This is a genomic window from Paraburkholderia sp. HC6.4b, from assembly GCF_014200875.1.
In the GTDB taxonomy this organism is placed as follows: Bacteria; Pseudomonadota; Gammaproteobacteria; order Burkholderiales; family Burkholderiaceae; genus Paraburkholderia; species Paraburkholderia tuberum.
This window is the reverse complement of sequence record NZ_JACHDC010000004.1, coordinates 419,691-444,927: the sequence shown is the minus strand read 5'-3', so window position 1 is coordinate 444,927 and position 25,237 is coordinate 419,691. Positions and strand designations below refer to the sequence as shown.

General features: G+C 63.5%; 22 protein-coding genes and 1 pseudogene. 13 read left to right on the top strand and 10 right to left on the bottom strand.

Annotation, left to right across the window (positions count from 1 at the left end):
• Positions 1–109: 109 nt before the first annotated feature.
• The 8 genes and pseudogenes from HDG34_RS08665 (at position 110) to HDG34_RS08635 (ending at position 9,754) form a co-directional block, all read left to right on the top strand.
• Positions 110–652 carry a hypothetical protein gene (locus tag HDG34_RS08665; protein WP_184059196.1) on the top strand — a complete coding sequence of 181 codons (543 nt, stop codon included), beginning with the start codon at positions 110–112 and terminating at the stop codon, positions 650–652.
• Positions 653–718: 66 nt separating this feature from the next.
• Positions 719–1,222, top strand: coding sequence for a hypothetical protein (locus HDG34_RS08660; protein ID WP_184059194.1), 504 nt, complete (start codon positions 719–721; stop codon positions 1,220–1,222).
• Positions 1,161–1,649: pseudogene (locus HDG34_RS40125) on the top strand (TniQ family protein); the annotation flags it as partial. The gene HDG34_RS08660 and the pseudogene HDG34_RS40125, both read left to right, overlap by 62 nt.
• A gap of 159 nt (positions 1,650–1,808) precedes the next feature.
• Entirely contained in the window at positions 1,809–2,528 is a 720-nt protein-coding gene (locus tag HDG34_RS38990; protein ID WP_260321083.1) for a hypothetical protein, read from the top strand.
• Positions 2,529–3,776: 1,248 nt separating this feature from the next.
• Entirely contained in the window at positions 3,777–5,183 is a 1,407-nt protein-coding gene (locus HDG34_RS08650; RefSeq protein WP_184059190.1) for an MFS transporter, read from the top strand.
• Positions 5,184–5,215: 32 nt separating this feature from the next.
• A complete protein-coding gene (locus HDG34_RS08645; protein WP_184059188.1) occupies positions 5,216–7,000 on the top strand; it encodes an IlvD/Edd family dehydratase in 1,785 nt (594 codons plus the stop codon).
• An 84-nt stretch (positions 7,001–7,084) separates the two neighbouring features.
• The gene (locus HDG34_RS08640) at positions 7,085–8,272 is read left to right on the top strand and encodes a fumarylacetoacetate hydrolase family protein (protein WP_184059186.1); all 1,188 of its coding nucleotides are present in this window, start codon (positions 7,085–7,087) and stop codon (positions 8,270–8,272) included.
• 39 nt (positions 8,273–8,311) lie between these two features.
• On the top strand, positions 8,312–9,754 hold the full coding sequence (locus HDG34_RS08635; RefSeq protein ID WP_090810605.1) for an aldehyde dehydrogenase family protein: 1,443 nt from the start codon (positions 8,312–8,314) through the stop codon (positions 9,752–9,754).
• Between the two features lie 151 nt (positions 9,755–9,905).
• On the opposite strand, the gene HDG34_RS08630 is transcribed toward HDG34_RS08635, so the two are convergent.
• The 3 genes from HDG34_RS08630 to HDG34_RS08620 all read right to left on the bottom strand — a co-directional run bounded on the left by HDG34_RS08630 (position 9,906) and on the right by HDG34_RS08620 (position 11,929).
• Entirely contained in the window at positions 9,906–10,172 is a 267-nt protein-coding gene (locus HDG34_RS08630) for a DUF4148 domain-containing protein (protein WP_090810603.1), read from the bottom strand.
• 198 nt (positions 10,173–10,370) lie between these two features.
• Positions 10,371–11,168 carry a DUF2182 domain-containing protein gene (locus HDG34_RS08625; protein WP_184059184.1) on the bottom strand — a complete coding sequence of 266 codons (798 nt, stop codon included), beginning with the start codon at positions 11,166–11,168 and terminating at the stop codon, positions 10,371–10,373.
• Positions 11,165–11,929 (bottom strand): DUF899 domain-containing protein, encoded by a 765-nt coding sequence (locus tag HDG34_RS08620; protein ID WP_184059182.1) that lies wholly within the window; start codon positions 11,927–11,929, stop codon positions 11,165–11,167. The genes HDG34_RS08625 and HDG34_RS08620 overlap by 4 nt, the downstream gene beginning before the upstream one ends.
• 167 nt (positions 11,930–12,096) lie before the next feature.
• On the opposite strand from HDG34_RS08620, the gene HDG34_RS08615 reads away from it, so the two are divergent.
• The 5 genes from HDG34_RS08615 to HDG34_RS08595 all read left to right on the top strand — a co-directional run bounded on the left by HDG34_RS08615 (position 12,097) and on the right by HDG34_RS08595 (position 19,354).
• Complete coding sequence (locus HDG34_RS08615) at positions 12,097–13,326, top strand: helix-turn-helix domain-containing protein (protein ID WP_184059181.1); 1,230 nt, start codon at positions 12,097–12,099, stop codon at positions 13,324–13,326.
• 14 nt (positions 13,327–13,340) lie between these two features.
• Positions 13,341–14,015 (top strand): PQQ-binding-like beta-propeller repeat protein, encoded by a 675-nt coding sequence (locus HDG34_RS08610; RefSeq protein WP_184023520.1) that lies wholly within the window; start codon positions 13,341–13,343, stop codon positions 14,013–14,015.
• Between the two features lie 612 nt (positions 14,016–14,627).
• A complete protein-coding gene (locus tag HDG34_RS08605; protein WP_184059179.1) occupies positions 14,628–17,042 on the top strand; it encodes an alkaline phosphatase family protein in 2,415 nt (804 codons plus the stop codon).
• 122 nt (positions 17,043–17,164) lie between these two features.
• Positions 17,165–18,655, top strand: coding sequence for a cytochrome-c peroxidase (locus HDG34_RS08600; protein ID WP_184059177.1), 1,491 nt, complete (start codon positions 17,165–17,167; stop codon positions 18,653–18,655).
• 27 nt (positions 18,656–18,682) lie between these two features.
• Positions 18,683–19,354, top strand: coding sequence for a hypothetical protein (locus HDG34_RS08595; RefSeq protein ID WP_184059175.1), 672 nt, complete (start codon positions 18,683–18,685; stop codon positions 19,352–19,354).
• Between the two features lie 87 nt (positions 19,355–19,441).
• Here HDG34_RS08595 and HDG34_RS08590 read toward each other — a convergent pair whose 3' ends face one another.
• Genes HDG34_RS08590 through HDG34_RS08560 form a run of 7 tightly spaced genes read right to left on the bottom strand, consistent with a single transcriptional unit; the run spans position 19,442 to position 24,997 of the window.
• Positions 19,442–22,537 carry a complex I subunit 5 family protein gene (locus HDG34_RS08590; RefSeq protein ID WP_184059173.1) on the bottom strand — a complete coding sequence of 1,032 codons (3,096 nt, stop codon included), beginning with the start codon at positions 22,535–22,537 and terminating at the stop codon, positions 19,442–19,444.
• Positions 22,531–22,905: a sodium:proton antiporter gene (locus HDG34_RS08585; protein WP_184023510.1), complete on the bottom strand. Its 375-nt coding sequence runs from the start codon at positions 22,903–22,905 to the stop codon at positions 22,531–22,533. Before HDG34_RS08585 ends, HDG34_RS08590 begins: the two co-directional genes overlap by 7 nt.
• A gap of 16 nt (positions 22,906–22,921) precedes the next feature.
• On the bottom strand, positions 22,922–23,626 hold the full coding sequence (locus HDG34_RS08580) for a Na(+)/H(+) antiporter subunit B (protein ID WP_184059171.1): 705 nt from the start codon (positions 23,624–23,626) through the stop codon (positions 22,922–22,924).
• Complete coding sequence (gene mnhG, locus HDG34_RS08575) at positions 23,623–23,967, bottom strand: monovalent cation/H(+) antiporter subunit G (RefSeq protein WP_090810583.1); 345 nt, start codon at positions 23,965–23,967, stop codon at positions 23,623–23,625. The genes HDG34_RS08580 and mnhG overlap by 4 nt, the downstream gene beginning before the upstream one ends.
• 3 nt (positions 23,968–23,970) lie before the next feature.
• Positions 23,971–24,213 carry a hydrogenase subunit MbhD domain-containing protein gene (locus tag HDG34_RS08570; protein ID WP_018422732.1) on the bottom strand — a complete coding sequence of 81 codons (243 nt, stop codon included), beginning with the start codon at positions 24,211–24,213 and terminating at the stop codon, positions 23,971–23,973.
• Positions 24,214–24,216: 3 nt separating this feature from the next.
• A complete protein-coding gene (locus HDG34_RS08565; RefSeq protein ID WP_018422733.1) occupies positions 24,217–24,477 on the bottom strand; it encodes a monovalent cation/H+ antiporter complex subunit F in 261 nt (86 codons plus the stop codon).
• Complete coding sequence (locus tag HDG34_RS08560; protein ID WP_184059169.1) at positions 24,470–24,997, bottom strand: Na+/H+ antiporter subunit E; 528 nt, start codon at positions 24,995–24,997, stop codon at positions 24,470–24,472. The genes HDG34_RS08565 and HDG34_RS08560 overlap by 8 nt, the downstream gene beginning before the upstream one ends.
• Between the last annotated feature and the right edge of the window lie 240 nt (positions 24,998–25,237).

Here is a 25,237-nt window from a genome sequence, read left to right as displayed (position 1 = left end):
ACCCAACAACAGCGGGCCGTAACCGCCCCCTGTTGTTGGCGCATTTATTCAACCTTGCGCCGCCATCTGGTGGCGCTTTTACACCGCCGCTAACACCAGGAGGCATCTAATGAAAAAGCCTGACTATGCAGCGATGGTACAACAACTAGAGCTTACACCTCTGGCTGTCGTCGAAGCAATCGAGGACCTTAACGTGTGGGTCTGTCTGCATCCTAAGTTTGTGAAGCTTTTGCAGACCATTCTGAATGCTATCAATGGACGTTCTCGGGATCTGCTGATTGTTGTCATCGGGCCGGCCCGTGTAGGCAAGACGACCCTGTTTGAGGCAATAGCGGGGATAGTCGATGAGATGGCGCAGCAGGCAGGGAAGACACGGGGCTGTTTCAGATTTTCAGTGCCCTCTCCTGACAAGAGAGGCCGGTTCAATTGGACCGCGGCAATCACACAGGCGTATGCGTTAAGCGGCGAAATCCTTCCTTTCAACAAGATCCTATATGGTGATATTACCGAAGGCGCACCCCGTCGTAATCCGGGCGTCGTTTCGGACGCAGAGCGAGAAGAGGCACTGTGGCAGAGTTTCGTCAAGAACGTCCGCCTGGAAGGGCTCGTCATCATCGTTGATGAGGGTAACACGATCCCCGTGACACTATAGGAACTTCAGGTGACGCGGGCAATACACTCGCTTAAGGATATCGTCGCGCAAACCGGCCGGCCACTCATGATCTTCGGAACTTCCACCATCAGGCATATTGTCGAGCACGACACGCAGCTGAAAGTACGTACGAAGGTGTTGAGGCTTGACCCTTATGGGGAAAAGATAGAGGAGATGGAAGGTTTCGTCACGTTCATCGAGGAAATGGAAAAGCGGCTTGGTCCTGAATTCTGCGAGCCGGGCAGCCTGTCGTCGCATGCTGTGGAGATCCGCCGAGGCGTGGATGGCAGGCCCGGCCTCGTGGTTCGGCTGGCGACTGATGCGCTGAGTCAGCATGGTCATGAACGCCGGTTGAACTGGAAACTCTACAGCAAATATCTCAATGAACTGGCGGCATCCTCGGGAGAGGACCTTGCAACGGAGCGGCGCGTGACGAACCGACCGATCGTTGCGGCAGCCGAGGCACCTATTACCAAAAAAGCACCCAAGTCGGGTAAGGAAGAACGAAATGGCCGTGTCGGAGCAACAAAAAATACCAATGCGCCCAATCATCCCTTCGGGGAAATTTGACGTGGTTGAGCCGAATGGCATCGGCACCGGTCTTGTCGAGGCATCTTCGAGTGTCTGGAAGCGGGCAGCAGAGCGCGCGTCCGTTAGTGTCGGCGATTTTGTAAGATGGGCGTTTGATGAGTATCCAGCGCCCTTCGAGTATCCACACAGAGTCACCGGCCAACTCGCGCTACTTAGAAGATTTCGGGGGATCGACGGAGCAAAGGCGGTTGCTGGAGTGTACCTCGGCCCGCTGAGGAGCCTGGTGGCGTCCGACCACATAGAAGCGTGCACGTTTCGTCCGTTTACTGGTCTTGTCCGTGGCCAGGATCTGCTGCGTCGCGATCGAGCCTGGTGTCCCTTGTGTCTCGCCTCAATGCTATCGGGTCCGGGTGCGTATGAGCCCTTGTTGTGGCGCCTACGGGCCGTAACGGTGTGCCCGGTACACGAAGTTGATCTGGTTATGTCTTGCCATGCCTGCGTGGCGCCTCAACAAGCTATTATTGGGCGCTTTGGCAGGGCAGGCTGTTGTAACCGGTGCGGCACGTGGATGGGAACGGAGGACGCCGTTCGTGGGCTGCGGCGTGCTGACGAGTTCGAGGTCAGGATGTCAAAGGCGATCATGAGCTTGTTGGCACGAGCTCCAGAGTTCGCGGATCACGGTCATGACGGGCGCTTTACAATGCGACAGTTATTGGCGGTAACTGGAGTGCATGAGCTTTTGATCTCGAAGTTTGGCTTTTCGCGTAGAACAATTTGGAGCTACGCGTCCGGACAGTGGTTGCCTGAACTGGCACTCTTGGCGACGATAGCTTCTGTTTCGCGGCAACCGCTGCATCGCGTGATTCGGGGACAGGTTTTGCCTTGGAGCAGCGCGGATACGTCAAGTATTGCTACATCAAAGATACGGACACCACGGAACTGGGAAGTGCTTGAACGTGAGTTAGAAGCGCTTGCAAGTGGTCCTGCCTACGTCAACCTGGAAAAGGCCTGTGAACGGCTAAATCTAGGTAGGACGGCCGCAAAAGCCCATTTTCCGGATCTGGTCGCCCGAATAGTGCAAAGAGGAAAATTGTCAAGAGCGGAAAGTTCGGCAGCGACCAAGCGGGCGAGGTTATCCGAAATGCGCGATGCATTCAGGCTGCTAGTCGCAGCTGGAGTGTATCCGTCATGCCGGAAAATAGTCAAGATCTCCGGCGCTGACTTTAGGACAGTTGGTGATGGTTACAAAAAGATGCTTGATGAAGAGTGGCTTCGTGTTGGCGGGGAAACGAACTTGAGAAGGAGACCCGCTTCGAGTACATCTGTTAATCGAGGAGGGTCGTAATGGTCCGCTCATTCCGCTCACGTGTCGCAGCGCTGCACCGCAATCCCGGTGATATAACTAAGGGTTTCCGCGCAGGGTAGCCGACGGGGGCCGGTTAGTTAGCGAATGGGCCAGCGACCCTCTGCAGTCGCTCCACATGCAGATCGGATGCGACTAGCAGCAGCATGCGGTTCCTGTGGGAGTAGCGTTTGTACATCGCTTCTTGCGCTTACCATACTCGTATATTTATCTTGCTATGAGTCGCAGGGACATCGAGGTGGAAACCGGTCGGGGGGACCTGGAGAGCAGTTCAGCAGTCTCGCGCTGAGGTGTGCGAAGCACCTTGTCTGTTCCGTTTCGCGACCTTTATCGCGAGCGCGTCTACGAAAGACGCCCGATGGCTGATGCGCGGGGGATACCAGTGAATGGACAGTGGACGGGATGCAGCAGGCCGCAACCATTTGGGTGAAGGAGATGAACTCGCAAATGAAACGCTGGGTTTTGCGGCGTGCGTCGCTCTTGTCGTAGCGGCAAACTCTCGCGCCGCGACGCTAATCCGGACACACCGTCCATGGTGCCCTCTCTGTCTCACGATTTTGTACGCCACGGATGTTGACGCTTGCACGCATCAACACGTACGTCTTGAGGTTCAGTGTCCGTACGGCGGCCGCGACCGGCAGCCATCATTTTCCGCCTTTACCAACATTGCCTGTTGTCGCGGATGTGGAAAGTGGCTGGGAACACTGGTTCCGGGCGAGTCAACGTCTATGGGCGAACTAGACAGATTCGTTTCGCGCACCATTGAAGACGCATTGTAGTTGTACACCGTCAGGGACGACATCGAACTCATCTGCTCGGATGTCGCAGTGCGTGCGCTACTTTCTATAGTAGGCCGTCTGCGCAGATGGGGCGGGCATTGGGAAGCCTGCCTTCGCACGTCTACACCTTGCCGCCGGTCGTCAAGGCATGCAGGACATGCGTCCCGGAAAGCAAAATGAAATTGCACAGTAATTCCTTGCGCACCAATTCGGTGCGCCCGGGGCTGGCTACCGTTGCTGGGCTACAAAGGGAAGCAGTTAACTCGAAAGTTAAAGATTTATGGTTCCCGTACCATAAACAGATCAGGGATATCCCTCGGTTGTCCGGCTGGTAAGCCGGGCGTAACATCCACAGCTAGAAATGTTACCGGTAACTTAACCGGCGGTGCGAAATCGCACGAGCCGCGAGGCAACGGCATTTCCGACCAAAAATACGCTGATGGAGATACGAATGACCGCCGTACCGCCCGCCATCGTCGCGCCCGCCGCGCGCGTCGACGAGTTCGAGGAAAGGACCTATCGCAAGGTCGTGCGCCGGCTGCTGCCGGTACTGTTGCTGTGCTATGTGGTTGCGTATCTGGATCGCGTGAACGTCGGCTTCGCGAAGCTGCAGATGCTCGACGATCTCGGCCTGTCCGACACGATGTACGCGATCGGCGCGAGCGTGTTCTTCTGGGGCTATTTCATCTTCGAAGTGCCCAGCAACGTGTTCCTGCATCGCTACGGCGCGCGCTTCTGGATCGCGCGGATCATGTTCACGTGGGGGCTCGTGTCGATGGCGCTCGCGTTCGTCGCGCCGCTCGCGCGCGTCGCGCACGTCGAAACCGCGACGATGTTCTACATCCTGCGCTTTCTGCTCGGGCTCTGCGAGGCCGGCTTCTTCCCCGGCGTGATTCTGTACCTGAACTTCTGGTTTCCGTCGCAGCGCCAAAGTCGCGTGATGTCAGGCTTTCTGATCGCAATGCCGGTCAGCCTGATGCTCGGCGGCATCGTGTCGGGCTGGCTGATGGACCATACGGCCGGCCTGCTCGGCTATCAGGGCTGGCAATGGATGTTGCTGATCGAAGGCGTGCCGTCGCTGCTGACCGCGTTCGTGGTGTACTTCTCGCTCGACGACGGCATTGACCGCGCGCGCTGGCTCACGCCGCAGGAGAAGAGCCTGCTCGCGGCGAATCTGCAGCGCGAAAGCGCGCACAAGACAGCGCGCTTCGGCTCGGCGGTGCGCGATCCGCGCGTCTGGCTGCTGGTCGCGATTTTGCTCACGTTCAATACCGGCTTCTACGGCCTCGCGTTCTGGCTGCCGTCGATCATCAAGGCGACCGGCGTGCAGGATCCGTTGCATATCGGCCTGCTGACCGCGATCCCGTACGGCGTGGCCATCATTGCGACGCTCGCGAACGCCGCGCATTCGAAGAAAACCGGCGAGCGGCGCTTGCATGCGGCGATTCCCGCGCTGATCGGCGGAATCGGTCTGATCATGAGCGCGGCTTTGGCGCATCATGTGGTGTGGGCGATCACGTTTCTGACGATCGCCACCGCCGGCATCCTTGCGCTGATGCCGATTTACTGGACGTTCCCGGGACAGCTGCTGTCGGGCGCCGCCGCGGCGGCCGGCATCGCGATGATCAACGCGATCGGCAATCTGTCCGGCTTTACCGGTTCGATGATCACCGCCGTAGCGAAAGATTTGACCGGCGACATCAACAACGGCACTTACGCACTCGGTGCGTGTCTGCTGGTCAGTTGCGTGCTGATCCTGCTCGTGCCGCGCACGATGCTGACGCGGGCCGCCTCGAATGAAGGCAGCGGCCCCGGCCGCGAGACAGCGCGGGCACAGAAACACGCAGAGCACGCATAAGAAACCCTTACCCAGACAGAGAGACAAGCATCATGTCAGTATCCACCCCGCGCCGGCTGCGCAGCCAGGAATGGTTCGACGATCCCTCGCATGCGGATATGACGGCACTGTACGTCGAGCGTTTCATGAACTACGGTCTGACGCGCGAAGAGCTGCAGTCGGGCCGGCCGATCATCGGCATCGCGCAGACCGGCAGCGATCTCGCGCCGTGCAACCGGCATCACATCGAGCTCGCGGCGCGCACGAAGGCCGGTATTCGCGACGCGGGCGGCATTCCGATGGAGTTTCCGGTGCATCCGCTCGCCGAGCAGAGCCGCCGGCCGACCGCCGCGCTCGATCGCAATCTCGCGTATCTGGGCCTCGTCGAAATCCTGCACGGCTTCCCGCTCGACGGCGTCGTGCTGACCACCGGCTGCGACAAGACCACGCCCGCGTGCCTGATGGCGGCGGCCACCGTCGATATGCCGGCGATCGTGCTGTCAGGCGGCCCCATGCTCGACGGCTGGCACGACGGCAAGCGCGTCGGGTCGGGCACCGTGATCTGGCATGCACGCAATCTGCTGGCGGCCGGCGAGATCGACTACGAAGGCTTCATGGAGCTGACTACCGCGTCGTCGCCGTCGATCGGTCACTGCAACACGATGGGCACCGCGCTGTCGATGAACAGCCTCGCCGAAGCGCTCGGCATGTCGCTGCCCGGCTGCGCGAGCATTCCGGCCGCTTACCGCGAGCGCGGCCAGATGGCCTACGCGACCGGCAAGCGCATCGTCGACCTCGTGCGCGAGGACCTGCGGCCGTCGAAGATCATGACGAAAGAAGCGTTCGAAAACGCGATCGTCGTCGCATCGGCGCTCGGCGCGTCGACCAACTGCCCGCCGCATCTGATCGCGATTGCGCGGCACATGGGCGTCGAGCTGAGTCTCGAAGACTGGCAGCGCGTCGGCGAGCAGGTGCCGCTGATCGTCAACTGCATGCCCGCCGGCGAATATCTCGGCGAGAGCTTCCATCGCGCGGGCGGCGTACCGGCCGTGATGCGCGAGCTCGCGAAAGGCGGCCTCGTGCACGAGGATTGCCTGACCGTGTCGGGCCGCACGATGGGCGAAATCGCGGCCGCCGCACCCGCGCCGGATCGCGAGGTCATCAAGACGACCGACGATCCGCTGAAGCACGGCGCGGGCTTCATGGTGCTGTCCGGCAACTTCTTCGACAGCGCGATCATGAAGATGTCGGTGGTCGGCGATGCGTTCCGCAAGACCTACCTGAGCGAGCCAGGCGCAGAAAACAGCTTCGAAGCGCGCGCCATCGTGTTCGACGGCCCCGAGGATTATCACGCGCGCATCAACGACCCGTCGCTTGAAATCGACGAGCATTGCATCCTCGTGATTCGCGGCACGGGTACGGTCGGCTATCCGGGCAGCGCCGAGGTCGTCAACATGGCGCCGCCGGCGGCGCTCGTGCGCCAGGGCATCACGTCGCTGCCGACGCTCGGCGACGGCCGTCAGAGCGGCACGTCGGCGAGCCCGTCGATTCTGAACATGTCGCCGGAAGCGGCGGTGGGCGGCGGCCTTGCGCTGTTGCGCACGAACGACCGCATCCGCGTCGATCTGAACTCGCGTAGCGTCAAAGTGCTGGTCGACGAAGCAGAACTCGCGCGACGTCGCGAAACCGTGCACTTCGAGATTCCGCCCGCGCAAACGCCGTGGCAGGAGCTGTATCGCAAGACGGTCGGCCAGCTTTCGACCGGCGGCTGCCTCGAACCGGCGACGCTGTATCTGAAGGTGATTGCCGAGCGCGGCAACCCACGGCATTCGCATTGACCCGCGGGTGACAAGACCGGGCTTCGCACGCAACGCGACGCCCGGCCTTGCCCGTTTTCCCACTTATCCGAAAGAGCTCATCCCATGTCCGCAATTTCCCCCTCCAGCTTTCTTCCCGGCGATCTGAACGACGCACTGCTGATCGGCCGCGTGTGGCGCAAGACCGAGCAACATGAAGGACCGTGCGTGGTCGTCGTGCGCGGCGGCGAGGTGTTCGACATCACCGCGGTCGTGCCGACTACCGCCGACCTGTTCGAGCGCGACGATGCCGCGCAATTTGCGCGCAGCGCGCCGGGCGTGCCGCTCGGGCCGGTCGCGCAGCTGATCGAGGCGAACCTGCCGGGCGCGAGCGCGCCGGCCGTGCGCGTGCTCGCGCCGTGCGACGTGCAGGCGATCAAGGCCTGCGGCGTCACGTTCGCGGTGAGCCTGATCGAGCGCGTGATCGAGGAGCAGGCCGGCGGCGATCCGGCGAAGGCGAAGGAAGTGCGCGAGACGATCGCGTCGACGATCGGCACCGATCTGTCGAAGATCAAGCCGGGATCGGAAGCGGCGATGAAGCTGAAGGCCGAGCTCGAGCGTCGCGATGCGTGGTCGCAATATATGGAAGTCGGCATCGGTCCGGACGCCGAAGTATTTTCGAAATCGCAGCAGATGTCGGCAGTCGGCTTCGGCGCGGACGTCGGTCTGCTCGCCGCGTCGGTGTGGAACAACCCGGAGCCGGAGATCGTGCTCGCGGTGAATAGCCGCGGCGGCATCGTCGGCGCGACGCTCGGCAACGACGTGAACCTGCGCGACATCGAAGGCCGCTCGGCGCTGTTGCTCGGCAAGTGTAAGGACAACAACGGCTCGTGCGCGATCGGTCCGTTCGTGCGTCTGTTCGACGACACCTTTTCGCTCGACTCGGTGCGCGCGGCGAGCGTGTCGCTGCGCGTCGAAGGCGCCGACGACGACTTCGTGCTCGACGGCGTGAGCCACATGAGCGAGATCAGCCGCGACCCGGCCGACCTCGTCGCGCAGACCTGCGGCCGCCACCACCAGTACCCGGACGGCTTCATGCTGTTCCTCGGCACGATGTTCTCGCCGATCAAGGACCGCGACGCGCCCGGCGGCGGCTTCACCCACCACCTCGGCGATCGCGTGACGATTTCGACGCCGCAGCTCGGCGCGCTGACCAACACGGTGCGCCTGTCCACCGAAATCGAGCCGTGGACGTTCGGCGTGCGCGCGCTCTATCGCAATCTCGCGGCCCGTGGCCTGCTCGTTGCTGAATAACCGGATTGTCGCTGCAATTTTCGAAAGGAGGATCAGGACATGAGTCAGTTCGCAAACTACATCGACGGACAGTGGGTCGACGGCGCGAGCGTGTCGCGCAACGTCAATCCGTCGAATCTCGACGACGTGATCGGCGAATTCGCGCAAGCCGACGCCGAGCAGACGCATCGCGCGATCAGCGCCGCGCGCAAGGCCTTCGCGCAGTGGTCGTTGTCCACGCCGCAGCAGCGCTTCGACGTGCTCGACCAGGCGGGCAGCGCGATCCTCGCGCGCAAGGCGGAGCTCGGCAAGGTGCTCGCGCGTGAAGAGGGCAAGACGCTGCCCGAGGCGATCGGCGAAGTGGGCCGCGCCGGGCAGATCTTCAAGTTCTTCGCGGGCGAAGCGCTGCGCGTCGGCGGCGAAGTGATGCCGTCGGTGCGGCCGGGCATGACGGTCGAAATGACGCGTGAGCCGGTCGGCGTGGTCGGCCTGATTACGCCGTGGAATTTTCCGATTGCGATTCCGGCGTGGAAGATCGCGCCGGCGCTTGCGTACGGCAACACGGTCGTGATCAAGCCGGCCGATCTGGTGCCGGGCAGCACGTGGGAGCTGGTCAAGATCATCGCCGAGGCGGGCGCGCCGGCGGGTGTGATCAATCTCGTGATGGGGCGCGGTTCGGTGGTTGGCGAGGCGCTCGTGTCGTCGCCGGATGTCGATGCGATCAGCTTCACCGGTTCCGTTTCGACGGGCCGCGCGATCGGCGCGAAGTGCTTCGATTCGGGCAAGAAATTCCAGCTGGAAATGGGCGGCAAGAACCCGATGGTCGTGCTCGACGACGCCGATCTCAATGTCGCGATCGAAGCGTGCATCAACGGCGCGTTCTATTCGACGGGCCAGCGTTGCACGGCATCGAGCCGGCTGATCGTGACCGCGGGGATCTATGACCGCTTCATCGACGGCATGAAGGCGCGCATGCGCGCGCTGAAGGTCGGCGATGCGCTCGCGGACGGCACGCACATCGGCCCGGTCGTCGACGACAAGCAGTTGGCACAGGACGAGCGCTATCTGGCGATCGCGCGCGACGAGGGCGGCACGGTGTTCGGCGGCGAGCGCGTCGAAGGCTCGACGCGCGGCTATTTCCTCGCGCCGGCGCTGGTCACGGAGACGACCCCGGCTATGCGCATCAACCGTGAAGAGGTATTCGGGCCGGTGGCGTCGGTCATCAAGGTCAAGGACTACCAGGAAGCGCTCGCGGTTGCCAACGGCACCGAGTTCGGGTTGTCGGCCGGCATCTGCACGACATCGCTGAAGTACGCGAGTCATTTCCGCCGCCATGTGCAGGCCGGCATGGTGATGGTCAACACCGCGACGGCGGGGGTCGATTATCACGTGCCGTTTGGCGGGCGGAAGGGGTCGAGCTACGGTCCGCGCGAGCAGGGTGCCTACGCCCGCGAGTTCTATACGTCGGTGAAGACCGCGTATATCAACCCGGGCGCGGTCTGACGCAGAACTAACAGAGCTCCCCAAAACGGAACTGACCCGGCATCGCATTCAATCGCGATGGCGGGCCAGTAGGGGAAGCTGCTAAAGCGCTAAGGCAGAGCGCTCCGGCAGGTACAACTACATCAACAGCAACTTTCCAACCTGCAACGCCTTACTGCGCTGCGTGACCTTGCTGCGACGAACCGCTGGTCACGCCGCCGACCGCGGCGTTCTGCGCCGCGACGCGGGCTTCGGCAGCCTGAATGTTCGACGGATATTCGTTCGGGTTCGAACGTGCCGGGTTGTAGCCGGCCTTTTCGATCTGAGCCAGCTCTTCACGGACTTGCGCGCGGGTCAGCGGCTGGTTCGATTGAGCGAAAACGGCAACCGGAGCAGCGAGGGTAGCGGCGATAACGACAGCTTGAACGAGCGATTTCATTTTTACTACCTCCAGATTTTGTCTTGTTAGGCTGCGAAACCATTTGTTTGCAGCGATGATGACAGTCTAGGGGGAGCGAAAACTAGGGTAAATACCTAATTTCTGAACTCACTGTTTCCGAAACCAAAACAATAATGAGACAGCAAGGCCGTCGAGCGTCGATTTGCGAAGCGATCCGCGACAGCTGGCGCGCATGGGTCAGCCGGCTGATAGGGCCTGGATGAGCAGCAAGCCCGCGCCGGCGACGGCTATGGCGCCACTCGCCCGGGCGACGAGTGCGCCGTCCGGCGCAAGTCGCTCGGCCGTAATGGCGGCCGTCACGGCGGCCATCAAGCGCAAATCCGTCATGCCGACGACCAGCAGAATTGCCGTGAGACCCCCGCAGCAACCGGCGCAATCGATGCCGATGCGCAGACCGTATCTCCACGCGCTCGGCGCATCGGCGGGAAGGCTGGGTGTCGTGCGGCTGCAGGCGAGGCGGCGGGCTTTCCATGTGCTGAACTGCAACGCGCCCGCGAGCAATACGACCACGCTGACCGCCAGCGGCATCGAACGCGCGAGCGCTGGCCACCGCAACTCGAGCGCCGCGAGCGACGCGCCCAGTGCGAACACGGCCACGCCGAGCACCGTCCATACGACCGCATACGCGCCACTCACGAGCATCGTCAGCAGGGCCAGTCGCTGCGCACTTGCGCGCGAGCCGATCGCGTCGCGATAGCGCAGCAGCGTCGGCATCAACGACGGCAGCATCATCGCCGCCATCATCACGATCCACATGCCGATGAACGATGCCGCGGCGCGGGCCCACGTGCGCCCGCAGGTCGGCATCCACAGCGTCGACATCGACCAGCCGCCGGGCATCGGCAACGCGCCCATCGCGGACATCGACGCGCCGTGGGCCAATGTCGCCGCGACGCTTGCGCCGAACACCAGTGCGCAGACGCCGACGAACACGCGCTGCCCGCTCAAGCAGACAGCGCGCACGAGCGGGCTCATGACCGCTCGTACTCGTCGTGACGGCGCCACCAGATGCCCGTCTCGTTGCGCCCCTTCGGCGCGCGATCGAGCCACTGGTACATGCCCCACAGCGCATCGACACCGCGCGCGTAAGTCGAGTACGTGTGATAGACGACGCCGTCTTCGAGCACGAACGCGCTCATGCCTGGCCGGTCGCGCGAATAGGTGGCCGCGTCGGTGCCGCAGGTCGCCGCGAACTGCGCGACCGGTTCGGGCGCGGGACTCACGTCCATCGCGTGACTGTTGCGTGCGTAGTTGTACTCGATATCGCCGTCGCGCTGCTGTGTCTCGGTGAACGAGACGTTGAAGTCGAAATTGAAATCGCCGCCGGCCGACGACGCCCATGGAAACGTCCAGCCCATGCGCCGCTTGTACGTCTGCAGCTTGTCGAGCGGCGCGCGCGACACCGCCGTCAGCATCACGTCGTGATGCGCGAGATGCACGGCGAAGCCGGCGAAGCCGTCCGCGATCGACGAGCATGACGGGCAGCCCGCCTTGTAGTCGGGGCCGAACATGAAGTGGTAGACGAGCAGCTGCGAACGTCCTTTGAACAGATCGGCGAGCGACGCGCTGCCTTGGTCGGTATCGAAGCGGTAGGCCTTGTCGACCCTGACCCACGGCAGCGCCTGGCGTTGCCGCGCGAGCTCGTCGCCTTGTCGCGTGTGGGCTTTTTCCGCGTCGAGCAGCGCGCGTCGCGCGGCGAGCCACTGTTCGCGTGTTCCGATCGGATGCGTAGTCATCGTGGGTACCTCCGTGAGTCGTGCCGCGCCGCGCGAACCCTTGCCCGACGGCGTCGGTGACGGTTGATGGTCGTGCTAGATTAGGGCCGGGCATCGATCGGGTGGGAGTGACAAGTGTGGCGGGATTCACTTGATGCATTGACGTGCTACGCGCGGACTCGCACGCCGTGGACGCGCTGATTTCGGCGGCGGCGCGCGCGCTCGCGGCCGGCGATCCACTTGGCGCGCTCGACCACGTCGCGTTACGCGACGACGCGCCGGCGCTCGCGCTGCGCGGCATCGCGATGGCGCAGCTCGGCGATTTCGGCCGCGCAAAGGCGCTGGTGCGCGACGCCGCGCGCGCGTTCGGCGCGCAGCATGCGGTGGCGCGCGCGAGATGCGTGGTCGCCGAAGCGGAGATCGCGCTGGCGTCGCGCGATCTCGCGTGGCCCGCCAAAACACTCGACGCCGCGACCGCCACGCTCGACGCGTACGGCGATCGCGTCAATGCCGCGCATGCGCGGTATCTCGCGGCGCGGCGTCTGCTGCTGATCGGCCGTCTCGACGAAGCGGAGCGCAAGCTTGCCGCGCTCGATCCCCGGCCGTTTCCGCCCGCACTGCGTGCCGCGCATGAACTGGTGGTCGCGGGAGTCGCGCTGCGGCGTTTGCGCAGCAGCGCCGCCCGTGCCGCGCTGGCGCGGGCCGGACGCGCGGCACGCGAGGCCGGCATTCCGGCGTTGATCGCGGAAGTCGAAAGCGCGTCGGTGGCACTGGGCAAACCGGCCGCGCGCATGATCGCGCATGGCGAAGAAGAACCGATCCTGCTCGATGAAGTCGAGAAGCTGTTGACCTCGAATCGCGCTGGCGGCGCGTTGATCGTCGACGCTTGCCGCTACGCGATCCGCGATGCGAACGCGGCGGTTGCGCTCGCGAGCCGACCGGTGCTGTTTGCGCTCGCCCGCATGCTCGGCGAGGCATGGCCCGACGACGTGCCGCGCGACGCGCTCGTCGCACGGGCGTTCCGCGCCAAACGCGCCGACGAATCGCATCGCGCGCGGCTGCGCGTCGAGATCGGCCGGCTGCGCACGGCGCTCGGCACGCTCGCGAGCGTCAGCGCGACGACGCGCGGCTTCGCGCTCGCGCCGCGTCACGCCCGCGAGGTCGTCGTGCTGGCGCCGCCGGTCGAAGGCGAGCATGCGGCGCTGCTCGCGTTTCTGTCGGATGGCCAAGCGTGGTCGAGTTCCGCGCTTGCCCTCGTGCTCGGCGCGAGTCAGCGCACCGTGCAGCGCTCACTCGACTCGCTCGCCGCGGCCGGCAAGGTGCAGCCGGTGGGCGAGGGGCGCGCGCGCCGCTGGATGACCCCGCCGCTGGCCGGATTCGCGACGGCTTTGTTACTCCCTTCCCCGTTCCCTTCATGATTAGGATGGCCACCATGAACCGCTCTGCCGCCAGAATCGTCCGTGAATATGGGCCCTTTACGGGCGTCGACAAAGTGCATGGCGTCACCTACGACGGCCGACAGGTGTGGATCGCGACCGGCGAACGGCTCGACGCGTTCGATCCGGCGAGCGGCGAGACGCTGCGCTCGATCGCGGTGCCCGCCGACGCGGGCACGGCCTTCGATGGCGAACACCTGTTCCAGATCGCGCACGGCCGCATCCAGAAGATCGACCCGCAGAGCGGCCGCGTGCTGTCGACGATCGCGGCGCCCGGCGACGGCGGCCAGTCGGGGCTGACATGGGCCGAAGGTTCGCTATGGGTCGGTCAGTATCCCGAACGAAAAATCTATCAGGTCGATCCGGACACTGGCGCGGTGCTGCGCACGATCGAATCGAATCGCTTCGTGACCGGGATCACGTGGGTCGACGGCGAGCTATGGCATGGCACGTGGGAAGGTGACGAGAGCGAGCTGCGGCATCTCGATCCGCGTAGCGGCGAGGTGCTCGAGCGCGTCGAGATGCCGGCCGGCGCGGGCATTTCCGGACTCGAATCGAACGGCGCGGATCTGTTCTTCTGCGGAGGCGGCGGCAGCGGGCTCGTTCGCGCCGTGCAGCGTCCCTTGCGAGAGAGCGACTCGCAATTGCCGGTCGATTCGACGAGCGAGTGATTCGTCATGCAAGCAGCGCGTCCTCGTTATCCGGCGCTGGTATTTGGCTTACTTGTACTCGCCGATAACGTAAGTCATCGTTGGTAAACGAAGTATTCCATTGCGTTACTCTTATCGCGAGACTACTCCCCATACGCGGGCCGCCTGCAGCGACTTCTAGCAGGCCGTGGCAAAGCACTCAGCCACCGCCGGATAGCGGTCCCGTCATCTCGCTTCTTCAGCCTCGCCCCACCCGTGCTCGCATCAGACCCACCGACGCGGCGCATTCGCCACCACCCGGTACTCGAAAGTCCAAACCGCAACACACTCGGATGCTGCACTGCACACGCGAAGTATTCCGAGTGTTTTTCAATAGTAGCGGGGAATTGAGAGCATTTTCGCTGCATCCGCAACAACTACGACGGTTGATTCTCAACTTTATTTTCGTCTTCGTTGCTTGCCCGTGCATTGCGGCTTTTCGAGAAGATGTGATCAGAACCAAGCCAGGTTCTCACTCCAATCCTTATCGCGTGCAGACATACCGTTTACACAATCCCTTCATATTATTCGCTGGTTTTACCAAGTGTTGCCCCACACAAGCGGTTGCCGATACAACTAACAAAGGGTCCCCAAATGTCATCGCATCACAAAATGCGCCCAGCGCTTTGTCTAACGTCCGTTGCCGCTGCCTGCGTGCTCGCAGCTTGCGGCGGAAATTCGGATAGCCCCTCTGCCAGCAACAACAACGGTGGCACGACCGCCGGCACGACTTACTCGGGCGTGGTCGCCGCAACTGCCTTCGTCCCGGGCAGCTCGAGCGGCAACCCGACCTTGAAGGCCGGCTACTACTCTGGCGCCACCGTGTTCGTCGATGCCAATGGCAACGGTGTGCTCGACAGCGGCGAAGCCTCCGCGAAGACCGACAGCAGCGGCCATTTCTCGTTGACCACGACCGCCACGGGTCCGCTCGTCGCTGACATCACGACCTCGGCCACCAACACGGCATCGGCCGCCAAGGTCGCCAGCCACCTGATCCTGCGCGCTTCGGCCGATCAGATCGCCGACCAGGGCGCCACCAAAGTCGTGATCAGCCCGATGTCGAGCGAAGTGCAGCGCCTCGTCGAAGCCAACGGCAGCAAGTACGCGACCGAGAAGGCTAATCTGTCGACCCGTCTGTCCGGCCCGGCATTCAACGACGCCTCCGTGACGGTTCCCGCCGGCGACGTCCTGGCCGACGCCAACACCCTGTCCGGCGCCGAGCAGTACGCGGTGCTGTTCGAAGAAAACGCACTGACGAACCGCTACACGTACGCCACCACGAAGCTCGATCGTGGCGACAAGTACCCCGATGCGCTGGCCGTTGCCGGTGGCGACCCCACCCTGACCGGCGTTTCCGGCATCACCGCCGGCGAAACCGTCCCGACGGATACGCGTAAGGCGATCACCTTCGCACAAGCCCAGCAGGCTGCGTTCAACGTCGAAGCGATTCCGCGTTACGACAACGTCTTCGTGATCATGCTGGAGAACAGCAGCACGAACCGCGTCAAGGGTTCGGCGTACATGCCGGCGGTCAACTCGATGATCACCAACGGCAACTACTTCTCGACCTACTTCGCGACCGGCAGCCCGTCCGAGCCGAACTACACCGCCCTGGGCGGCGCCGACGACTTCGGTATCGGCGACGACAACTGGTGGGGTTGCGCCGCGACCGGCGCCAACGCCCCGACGGACAAGGCTTTCGCCGGCGGCACGGCTTCCGACGGCCAGCCCCTGCCGTCCCACGTCGCGCTGACGCCGAACGACCCGATCATCGGTACCACCGCCGGCGGCGCCACCGTGGCCGTTGGATCGCTGCTGTCCAATTACACGGCGGCCAGCAACCAGGCGTGCTCGACGGACGGCACCGGTTCCGTCGCCAACCACAACATCATGACCGCGCCGAACCTGTTCACGCAGATTTCGAACGCGGGCCTGACGTGGCGTACCTACAGCGAATCCATGAACCCGGGTCAGGATCCGCGCGGCGACAGCCTCGGTGACACCGGTGTATCGCAGGCCTACAACCAGACGGACGGTAGCATCACCGTGACGGGCACGCCGTTCGCCATGCCCGGTTCGCTCTACAAGACCAAGCACCATCCGGGCATGGCCTACCAGAACGTGCGTAACCAGCCGGAGTTCTTCGCGAACAACCGCACGATCTTCGGTACCCAGTACTACACGAACGCGGCCGACCTGACCAACACCACGCTCTACAAGGTTCCGACCGGCTACAACGTCGACCAGTTCAGCACCGACCTGGCCAAGGGCGACATCGGCACCCTGAACTTCATCATGCCTGACCAGTGTGATGACCTGCACGGCACCGGCAGCGACGGCACCTGTAAGGACAGCGCGACCGCCTCGGGTACCGTTCCGGCTCACGCGCTGCTGACCCGCGCCGACTACTACACCAACGCCGTGGTGCAGAAGATCAAGGCCTCGCCGCTGTGGCAGAACAAGCAGCGCAACGTTGCCATCGTGGTCATGTTCGACGAAGGCAATGGCACGTCCAACGGTGCCGGCAGCTCGTGCTGCGGCTGGGACGTGGGTGGCAAGGCTACGCAGATGCAGAACGCGGACGGCAGCTGGACTCCGGTTCAGACGAAGTACGGCAACGGCAACAAGGGCCATGGCAACTCGATCTTCGTCCTGATGACCAACCAGCAAGACGTGGGCTCCGCGCCGAAGGGCGTCGCCGACAGCGATACGTACAGCCACTTCTCGTTCGTGCGCACGGTGCAGGACATGTTCCAGCTGGCCGACCCGACTGTTCCGACCTCGTACGCCAACCGTTCGAAGTACACGGAGTCGTACATTGCGCAGAACATCGCCAACCTGCCTGAGTACGCTGGCAGCGCCGACACGCACTACGACGCGGTTCGTCCGATGAACCACGCCTACGTGATTCCGGCCGGTTACACGCAGAAGTTCCAGACGGGTGACGTGAGCGATCCGGCGCAAGTTGGTCCGGACGCGACCCAGAAGAACCTGTGGGCGACGAAGTAATAAAAAGCACTAAACGGTAAGCACGCGCAAGCGTGCCATTCATCAAGCAGTAGCCTGCGCGGGGGAGCGGTTCGGCCGCTCCCCCGCCAGCTGTTTTATCGAACAAAGCCGGGGGAGTAGCGATGCGCAAGGTTTATGCGGGGGCGCTTTATGTCATCTTGTCGACACTGGCCGCTTGCGGGGGCGGGGGCTCGTCACAGTCTGCTTCGACGGATGCAGGCACGGGCTCCACGGGCTCCACGGGATCCACGGGGTCGGCGCCCACGAGCAAGCTGAGCGCTGCGGCCCAGATCGGTCAGCAAATGTTCTTCGACAAGAACCTGTCCGGCGGCAAGAACCAGGCATGCGCGAGCTGCCACGATCCGGCGTATGCCTACGGCCCGCCCAACAGCCTGGCGGTGCAGCTGGGTTCCGATGGCGTATCGGAAGGCCAGCGTGCGGTTCCCTCGCTGCGCTACAAGGCCATGACGCCCGCCTACGACGACAACGCCTCGAACCCGGACGGCATCACGGCGAACGCGCCGGGCGGCGGATTCATGTGGGACGGCCGCGGCAAGACGCTGGCCGACCAGGTGGCGCTGCCCCTGCTCAATCCCATCGAGATGAACAACGCCTCCAAGGACGCGGTGGTGCAGGCGGTGAAGAGCTCCTCGTATGCCGCACAGTTCACGGCGGTGTACGGCCCGGCCGTGTTCGGCGATACGGACACGGCGTTCCAGGACATCGGACTCGCGCTGCAGGCCTACCAGAACGAGGACCCGAGCTTTGCGCCGTATTCCAGCAAGTTCGACCTGTATGCGAACAACAAGATCGGCGGCACGTTGACGCCGGCCGAATTGCGCGGGATGAACCTGTTCAACGATACCGATCACGGGGCCGGCTGCGTGGCCTGCCATTTCATGGGCGCCAACTTCAACGGCTCGAACGCGCTGGGGACCGACTTCACCTATCAGGCGATCGGTGCGCCGCGCAACGACACGTCGATCCCGGACAATCCGAACCCCATCGCGGCCAACCTGAACGCGAGCTACTACGACATGGGGCTGTGCGGCCCGATCAATAACGGCAGCTATGACAGCCACACGCCGCTTTCGGCCACCAGCGGCGCCGGCCCGGACCCCTTTACGGGCGTGAACAACCCGGATCCGTATTGCGGTCGGTTCAAGGTGCCGACGCTGCGCAACGTCGCCGCGCGCAGCGCCTTCTTCCACAACGGCGTGTTCCACTCGCTGGAGCAGGTGGTGCGCTTCTACAACACGCGCGACACCAACCCCGAGTACTGGTATCCGTCCACGGGTGGCGATTCGACCAAGCTGACCAGCAACCCGAGTTATGCGCTGCAACCCACCTATGCAGCGGGAGCGACGGTGAACATGTTCAACGATCTGCCTGCCGCCTATCAGGGCAATATCGACGAGGAACTGCCGCTGGGGCAGGGCCAGACCGACGCGGGCGGCACCACGGCGTTGAACGGTGCGCAGCCGCGTGCTGTCCATTCGGCGCCGCAACTATCGGATCAGGACGTGCAGGACGTGATCTGCTTCCTGAATACTTTGAGCGACGGCTACCAGCCTCCCGCGACCCAGCCCACGAGCGGTAGCTGCGTGAATTGATCTCTTTGAATACTTGAACTATCCACGATGATGCATTTTTCGAATCCGGTGCGCGGCACTGCCATTGCGGTTTCCCTGACGGCGTCGTTCCTGCTGGGCGGTTGCCAGAACAAGGCCGAGCCTACCGCGGAGAACTTTACCAACACCATCACGCACTACCTGGCCGATCGCGGCCACCTGTGCGTGGCGAAATACGATTGGCCCATCCACGTGGCCGATCAGGACATCGTGGTCACGCATTCCCGCGATGCGCTGCAATTGCCGGTGATGGAAAAGCTGGGCCTCGTCAAGAGCACCGTCATGACGGTCGAGCGCACTGGCGAGGACGGGGCCAGGATCGAGGCGCCGGGACGCGAGTATGCGCTGACCGACGAAGGCAAGAAGTTCTACCTGCACAAGCCGGTGGTGGTGGCGACGCCCGGCAAGACGGTCACGCACGACGCCGATTTTTGCGTAGCCACGCTGACCCTGGACAAGGTGGTGGGCTGGGAGCCGCCCCAGACTCACGACGGGGAGACCAGGACCTCGGTGCTCTACACCTATAAGATCGACCCGGCGCCTTTTGCCAGGACTCCTGAGTTCCAGCGAGTGTTTCCCATGGTGGCGCGCGTGATCGAAGGCGCGGGCACCATGCAACTGCGCGAAGGCGTGCGCTTGACCAAGGACGGCTGGGTAGCGGAAGAATATCTCGTTCGATGATCGTTGAGTTCGCCGACGCCTTGCTCCGAGGCGATCGTTCCCGCACGTGGGCCGGTCCATGCCGCTGCGCCAGGACCAGGTGCACCCTTACGGCGTCCCCGCTGGACTCAGCCCCGTGCTCGCAAAATAGATCGCGAGAAAATACAGCAGCACATAGAGCGCGTAGGTCTGTCCGTTGCCGGTATAGACGCGGCGTATCCGAGCCGCCGCCACGAGCGCGAAGTGCGATATGCCACGCCAGAACATCTGCGCGACCGGCGGCACCGTGCGGCTCAGGATCGGCCGGTAGAAGTGGTAAAAATCCGGGGCGTTGCGCGCATTGCCGCGGCGGCTGCGGTAGTACAGCACGCCGAGCCCGAACACGATCGCCGTGACGATCAGCACGACGATCACGACCGGCGTCGGATTCCAGAACCCGTAGATGCTTTCGAGCGACATGCCGCCCCACACCAGTGTCGCCGCGAACTGCGGATCGATCGCGGCCGACACCGGTTCGAGCAACACCTTCGGAAAGAACGACAGGACCACGATACCGACCACGAACAGCAACTGCGGCACCAGCAGCATCACAGGCGCTTCGCGCACCTGCGGCCGCTGCGGCGGGCGCGGTTTGAGGAAGACGCCGTTCAGCAGGCGCAACATGTACAGAAAGCCGGCGCAGGTCGCGATCAGCCCGCACACGGCGAGCCCGTACCAACCCTTGTCGGTCATTGCGCTCAGCAGCAGCCATTTGCCGCCGAAGCCCATCAGCGGCGGCAGGCCCGACATCGACACCAGCGCGATCACGACCATCGCGAACGTGAGCGGCATCTCGCGCGCGAGGCCGCCCACATCGGCGAAGTTGCGCGTGCCGGTGCGCGAGATCACGCCTGCGAGCGCGAGGAACAGGATGCCCTTCACGAACATGTGATTGGCGACCAGATACAGCGCGGTGACCCAGCCGAGATGGCTCATCAGGCCGATCGCGGCGACGATATAGCCGGTCTGGCTCATGCTCGAGAGCGCGAGCATCCGTTTGAAGTCGTTCTGCCGCAACGCCATCAGCGCGCCGAACAGGGCCGTCAGCATGCCTATCCAGGTCATCGCGTGCGCGAGTTCGAGGCCGACCTCCGAGCGTATCGTCAGATAGGTGCCGATCAACAGGCCGAACATCGCGACCTTGCTGACCACCGCCGACAGCATCGCGGTCACGTCGTCTTCCGCTTCGGTGTAGGCGCCCGGCAGCCATACGTGCACGCCGATCGCGCCGGCCTTGATCAGGAAGCCGGCCGCGAGCAGCACGAACGCGCGGTTCGCCTCCGGTCCCGAATGGATCAGCGCCGACAGCGCGATGCTGTCGTCGATCGCCGCGACGTTGGCGAAGCCCGCCAGCAGGAAGAACGCAGCCAGCAGCGAAAACAGCAGGAAGGTCAGCACGTGCGGTCCCGCGCGCCGGCACTTCGCGATCAGGAAGCACGACGACAGCGTGATGATTTCCCAGCTATAGAAGAACTCGAGCGAGGTGGATGAGCGCAGCAGCGCCGGAATCGACAGCGACAGCACGACGAGCATCGGATAGAAGCCGGCGCGCACGTCGTCGCGATAGAGGCTCGCCGCTGCGATCACGAGGCTGCCCGCGAGCAGCAGCCAGGCGAATAGTCCGGCGATACCGCGCGAGCCCTCGCAGAGCAGACTGCCGATCAATCCAATCGCGATCACCGCGAGCACGCCTTTCACGCGCCCCGGCAGACGATCGGCCGCATAGAACAGCGCACCCGCCGCGAGCGGCGAGAAGATCCACGCCGACACGACGCCCGAGAACACGGCTGCCATATAGGCCGCCGCGATCAGCAGCACGGCGACGCCGAACAGCGGCAACAGCGCGGCGATGTTCGGCCGGGCTTTGGCCTCGAGCTCGGACGGAGCCAGCGCGCGCACGAACCAGTGGAACATATAACCCGCTTCGAGCAGCGAGCCGGTCAGGATCAACACGATCCAGTACGGCTTGCCGGCGGCGGTCAGGCGCATCACGAGTTCCCACTTCGCCCAGAAGCCGGGGAATGGCGGCAGTCCCGCGATCGCGACCAGGAAGAGACCGAGCAGGCCGATCAGCAACGGGCTGCGCGACAGGATCGCGCGTGCATCGTCGCCGTGCCGCCGCAGCACGCCGATTAGCCAGAACAGCCCCGCCTTCGCGAACAGATGGTTGATGAAGAGCCCGCCGACGACGAGCGGGATCGATGCGTCCGCGCCGATCTGGCGCAACAACGCGAGCGACAGCATCAACAGCGCCATCTGCCCGATCGACGAATAGCCGAGCAAGCGTTGCGGCTTCGTCTGCTTGATCGCGAGCAGGTTCGAGAACAGGAACGTGACGCCGCCCGAGACGGCGAGCAGCGTCAGCAGACCGTCGAACAGCGGCAGCAATTTCAGCAGCGCGAAAAACACGCCCGCCGATACGCCGACCGATACCATCGCGCCGACGCCGCTCGGCGCGGTCTCGTAGACGTCGAGCCCCCAGCCGTTGGCCGGAAACGGCTTCAGCTCGATCACGAGACTCGCGAACACGAGCAGGATCGCGGTCGTGCCGATCGGGCCGCCGAGCTGGTCGCGCAGCGACAGCAGTTCGTCGATGTTGAGCGTGCCGCTCACGTAGTAGAGCAGCACCGCGCCGAGTAGAAAGAGCGTCGACGCGATCACGGTCGCAAAGATGTACTTGAACGCGGCGGCGAGCGCGGCGGGCGTGCGCTCGAGCCCGAACAGGCCGTATGTCGCGATCGACACGATCTCGAGAAACACGAACAGGTTGAACAGGTCGCGGGTCATCACCATGCCGTCGATGCCCATCACCAGAATCAGGTACAGCAGCAACGCCGCGTAGTTGCCGCGCAGACGGTCCCACAGATGCCATGCGCCGAGCAGCGCGACCACATTGACGCTAAACGTGAAGAAGCCTTCCCACAGGCCGAAGCGCAGATTGATCGACACCGGCGGCAGCGCGCCCGCGGTCAGCACCTCGATCGTGTCGCCGCCGTCGAGCAGGCCGTAGAACGACACGCCGGAGACGAGCACGATGCCGCACAGCGCGATGAAAAAGCCGAGCGTGAGCCATGGCTTGCCGAGCCGGTACAGCAGCGGAATGGCGAAGCCGCCGCCGAGCCCGAGAATGAAGATGTGCAGCGGATGAAACAGCGCGGCTACCATTTCGACTCGGTGAAGGCGTCGATGGAAAGCGTCTTTTTGGCGGCATGAAGACGGATCGCGAACGACAGCATGATGGCGGTGACCGATAGCCCGATCACGATCGCCGTGACGACGAGTGCCGACGGAATTGGATCGATCGCGCGGTGCGCGGCGGCGGATTTGCTGAGCGCTGCGTCGATGATCGGCGCGGTGCCGCCCGTGACGTAACCGGTTGCGACCATCACGATGTGCAGGCCCGTGTCGATCACCGCGAAGCCGATGATGATGCGCAGGATGTTGCGGTGGGTCAGCATGCCCCACAGGCCGATCAAGGAAAGGCAGAAGCCCGTGATCAGCAGGATCTTCGAAACCGGGATGCCGGTGCTCATGCGCTCTCCTTCTCGTTCAGCTTCTGAACCGGTCGATGATGACACTCAGCTCCGCGCCGACCTTGACGCCGAGCAGCGTGGAAATCAGCGGGATCGCGCCGGCGCTGAAGAACGCGCCGAACTCGCCGCGCGGCAGAAAGCGCGGGTCGAGAAAACCGCCCGCGAGCACGAGGCCGAGAATGCCGATGCACACGTAGATCACGCCCGCGAGCGACTCGACGACGCTCAGCAGCGCGACGTTCAGCGTCGAACGGGGCCGCGCGAGCAGCATCAGCATCACGGCGGACGCGACGATCGCGCCGCCCTGGAAACCGCCGCCCGCCGACAGATGTCCGTTGACGATCACGTAGCCGCCGAAGGTGAGGATCATCGGCAGCAGCACCTGCTTGCCGGTATGTACGATCTCGCCGGCTGGGCGGCGCGCGGGCGCGGATTCGTCTGCCGCAGCGGCGGAGGTCGCGTTGCTTTCCTCTTTCAGCAGCACCCCGACGCTCGCCGCGACCATGAACAGCACCGCGACTTCGCCGAGTGTGTCGAAGCCGCGAAAGGTGATCAGAATGCCGGTCACGATGTTCGGCGCGCCGAGTTCGAGCGGCCCTCTGACCACGTAGTACCAGGCGAGCGGGCGCAGCGCCTGCAACTCCGTGTAGCCGCCGACCAGCCGCCAGAACACGACCGCGAAAAGCAGCACCGTCAGCAGCGCAAACGCGCGACGCATCATGATTCGGCCTCCCCCGCGGTGCGCCCGCCTTCGTCGGCGAGTGCGTCGGTGATCGTGGACGAGGTCATCGGCGTGCGGATCAGCCAGGCGGCGCGCGATAGCGCATGCGAGGACACCGGGTTGGTCACGAGCACGAAGTAGATCAGCAGGATCAGACGGAAGGTCCAGTTCGGGTGATAGAACGCGAGGCCGATCAGCACGAGCATGTTGCCGAGCGTCGACGCCTTGGTGCCGGCCTGAATGCGCGTATACGCATCCGGCATGCGCAGCAGCCCGAGGCCGGCAGAGAACAGAAAGACGGCGCCCACCAGGATGAACACGCTGCCGATCAGTTCGAACATGCGCTAGCCCTTCTGATAACCGGTTTTGCGGATCGCGTACAGAAAGATGAAGGTCGCGAGTCCGGAACCGATCGCGGCTTCGGCCATCGCGACGTCGGGCGCGGCGAGCAGCAGGAAGGCTATCGCGGCGAACAGGCTCGCGAGCCCCGAGCTCACCATCGCGGCCAGCAGATTCTTCAGGCAGACGGCCAGTACGCCGCTCACGAGGATGCTCGCGCACATCAGCAGCAGGAGCAGTTCGAGCATGGCTCACAGCCCCCTTTCGAGAAAGCGCGCAATCGCGAGCACCGCGAGAAAGCTCAGCAGTGCATAGACAAGTGCGACGTCGATATAGACGAAACGACCGGAGACTTGCGCGTACAGCGCGATCAGCGACAGCGAGACGACCGTCAGCATGTCGATCGCGACGATGCGGTCGACGAGGGTCTTGCCGATCACGAGACGGATCACGCCGAACAGGATCGCGAAGAAGATCAGCACGGCGGCGATCCGGAGCATGATCTCAGCCAAAGACTTTCTCCAGATGCTTTTCGAACGGTGCGACGAGTGCCTCGGTCGCTGCGTCGATATCGGTCGTCTTCACGTCGAGCAAGTGAATGAATAGTATGTCGTCCCGAATATCCATGACGAGCGAGCCCGGCGTGAGCGCAATCGAATTGGCGAGCGCGAGACGGCCAAGCGGTGTTTGGAGGCGCGTGCGAACCTTGACGATGCCGGGCTTGATGTCGATACGCGGCGAGTACACCAGCGCCATCACGTTCAGATTGGCGCGTACGAGCTCGACGACGAAGGTCGCGCTATACGCGGCGAAGTGATACGGTGCGCCTGGCGTTAGACGTAGGCGCTGCCATGCTTCGCCCGATGATACGAAGACACGCGCGATGACGAAGGTAATGACGAGACCGACGAGTGCGGGTTCGACGGCGAGCGATGCATTGGCGATCATCCAGATGACGAACAGGACGACCCAGAGGCCAGGCATTCCCCGAGGAACGAACGACGACACCGGTTTTCCGTTGTTCGCAGCCATGTCATCGGTTCCTCAGGAGGCCTTGCGGAAAATTCTAAGTGACAACTTATGGCAAAGCAACCGGCGCACGGTTGTCCGCTGGTGGTCGTTTTGTGTGCGTCAATCCGCGCGGCGCTTATCGGCTGCTCATCGAGTGAATTAGTGTCATTGCGATCCGTTCAATAAAATGGCGCGCGAAAAGCCGACGCCGATCGGCGCGCATTTATTTTGAAACAGACTGCGTTGCCGCGATAAGACGCG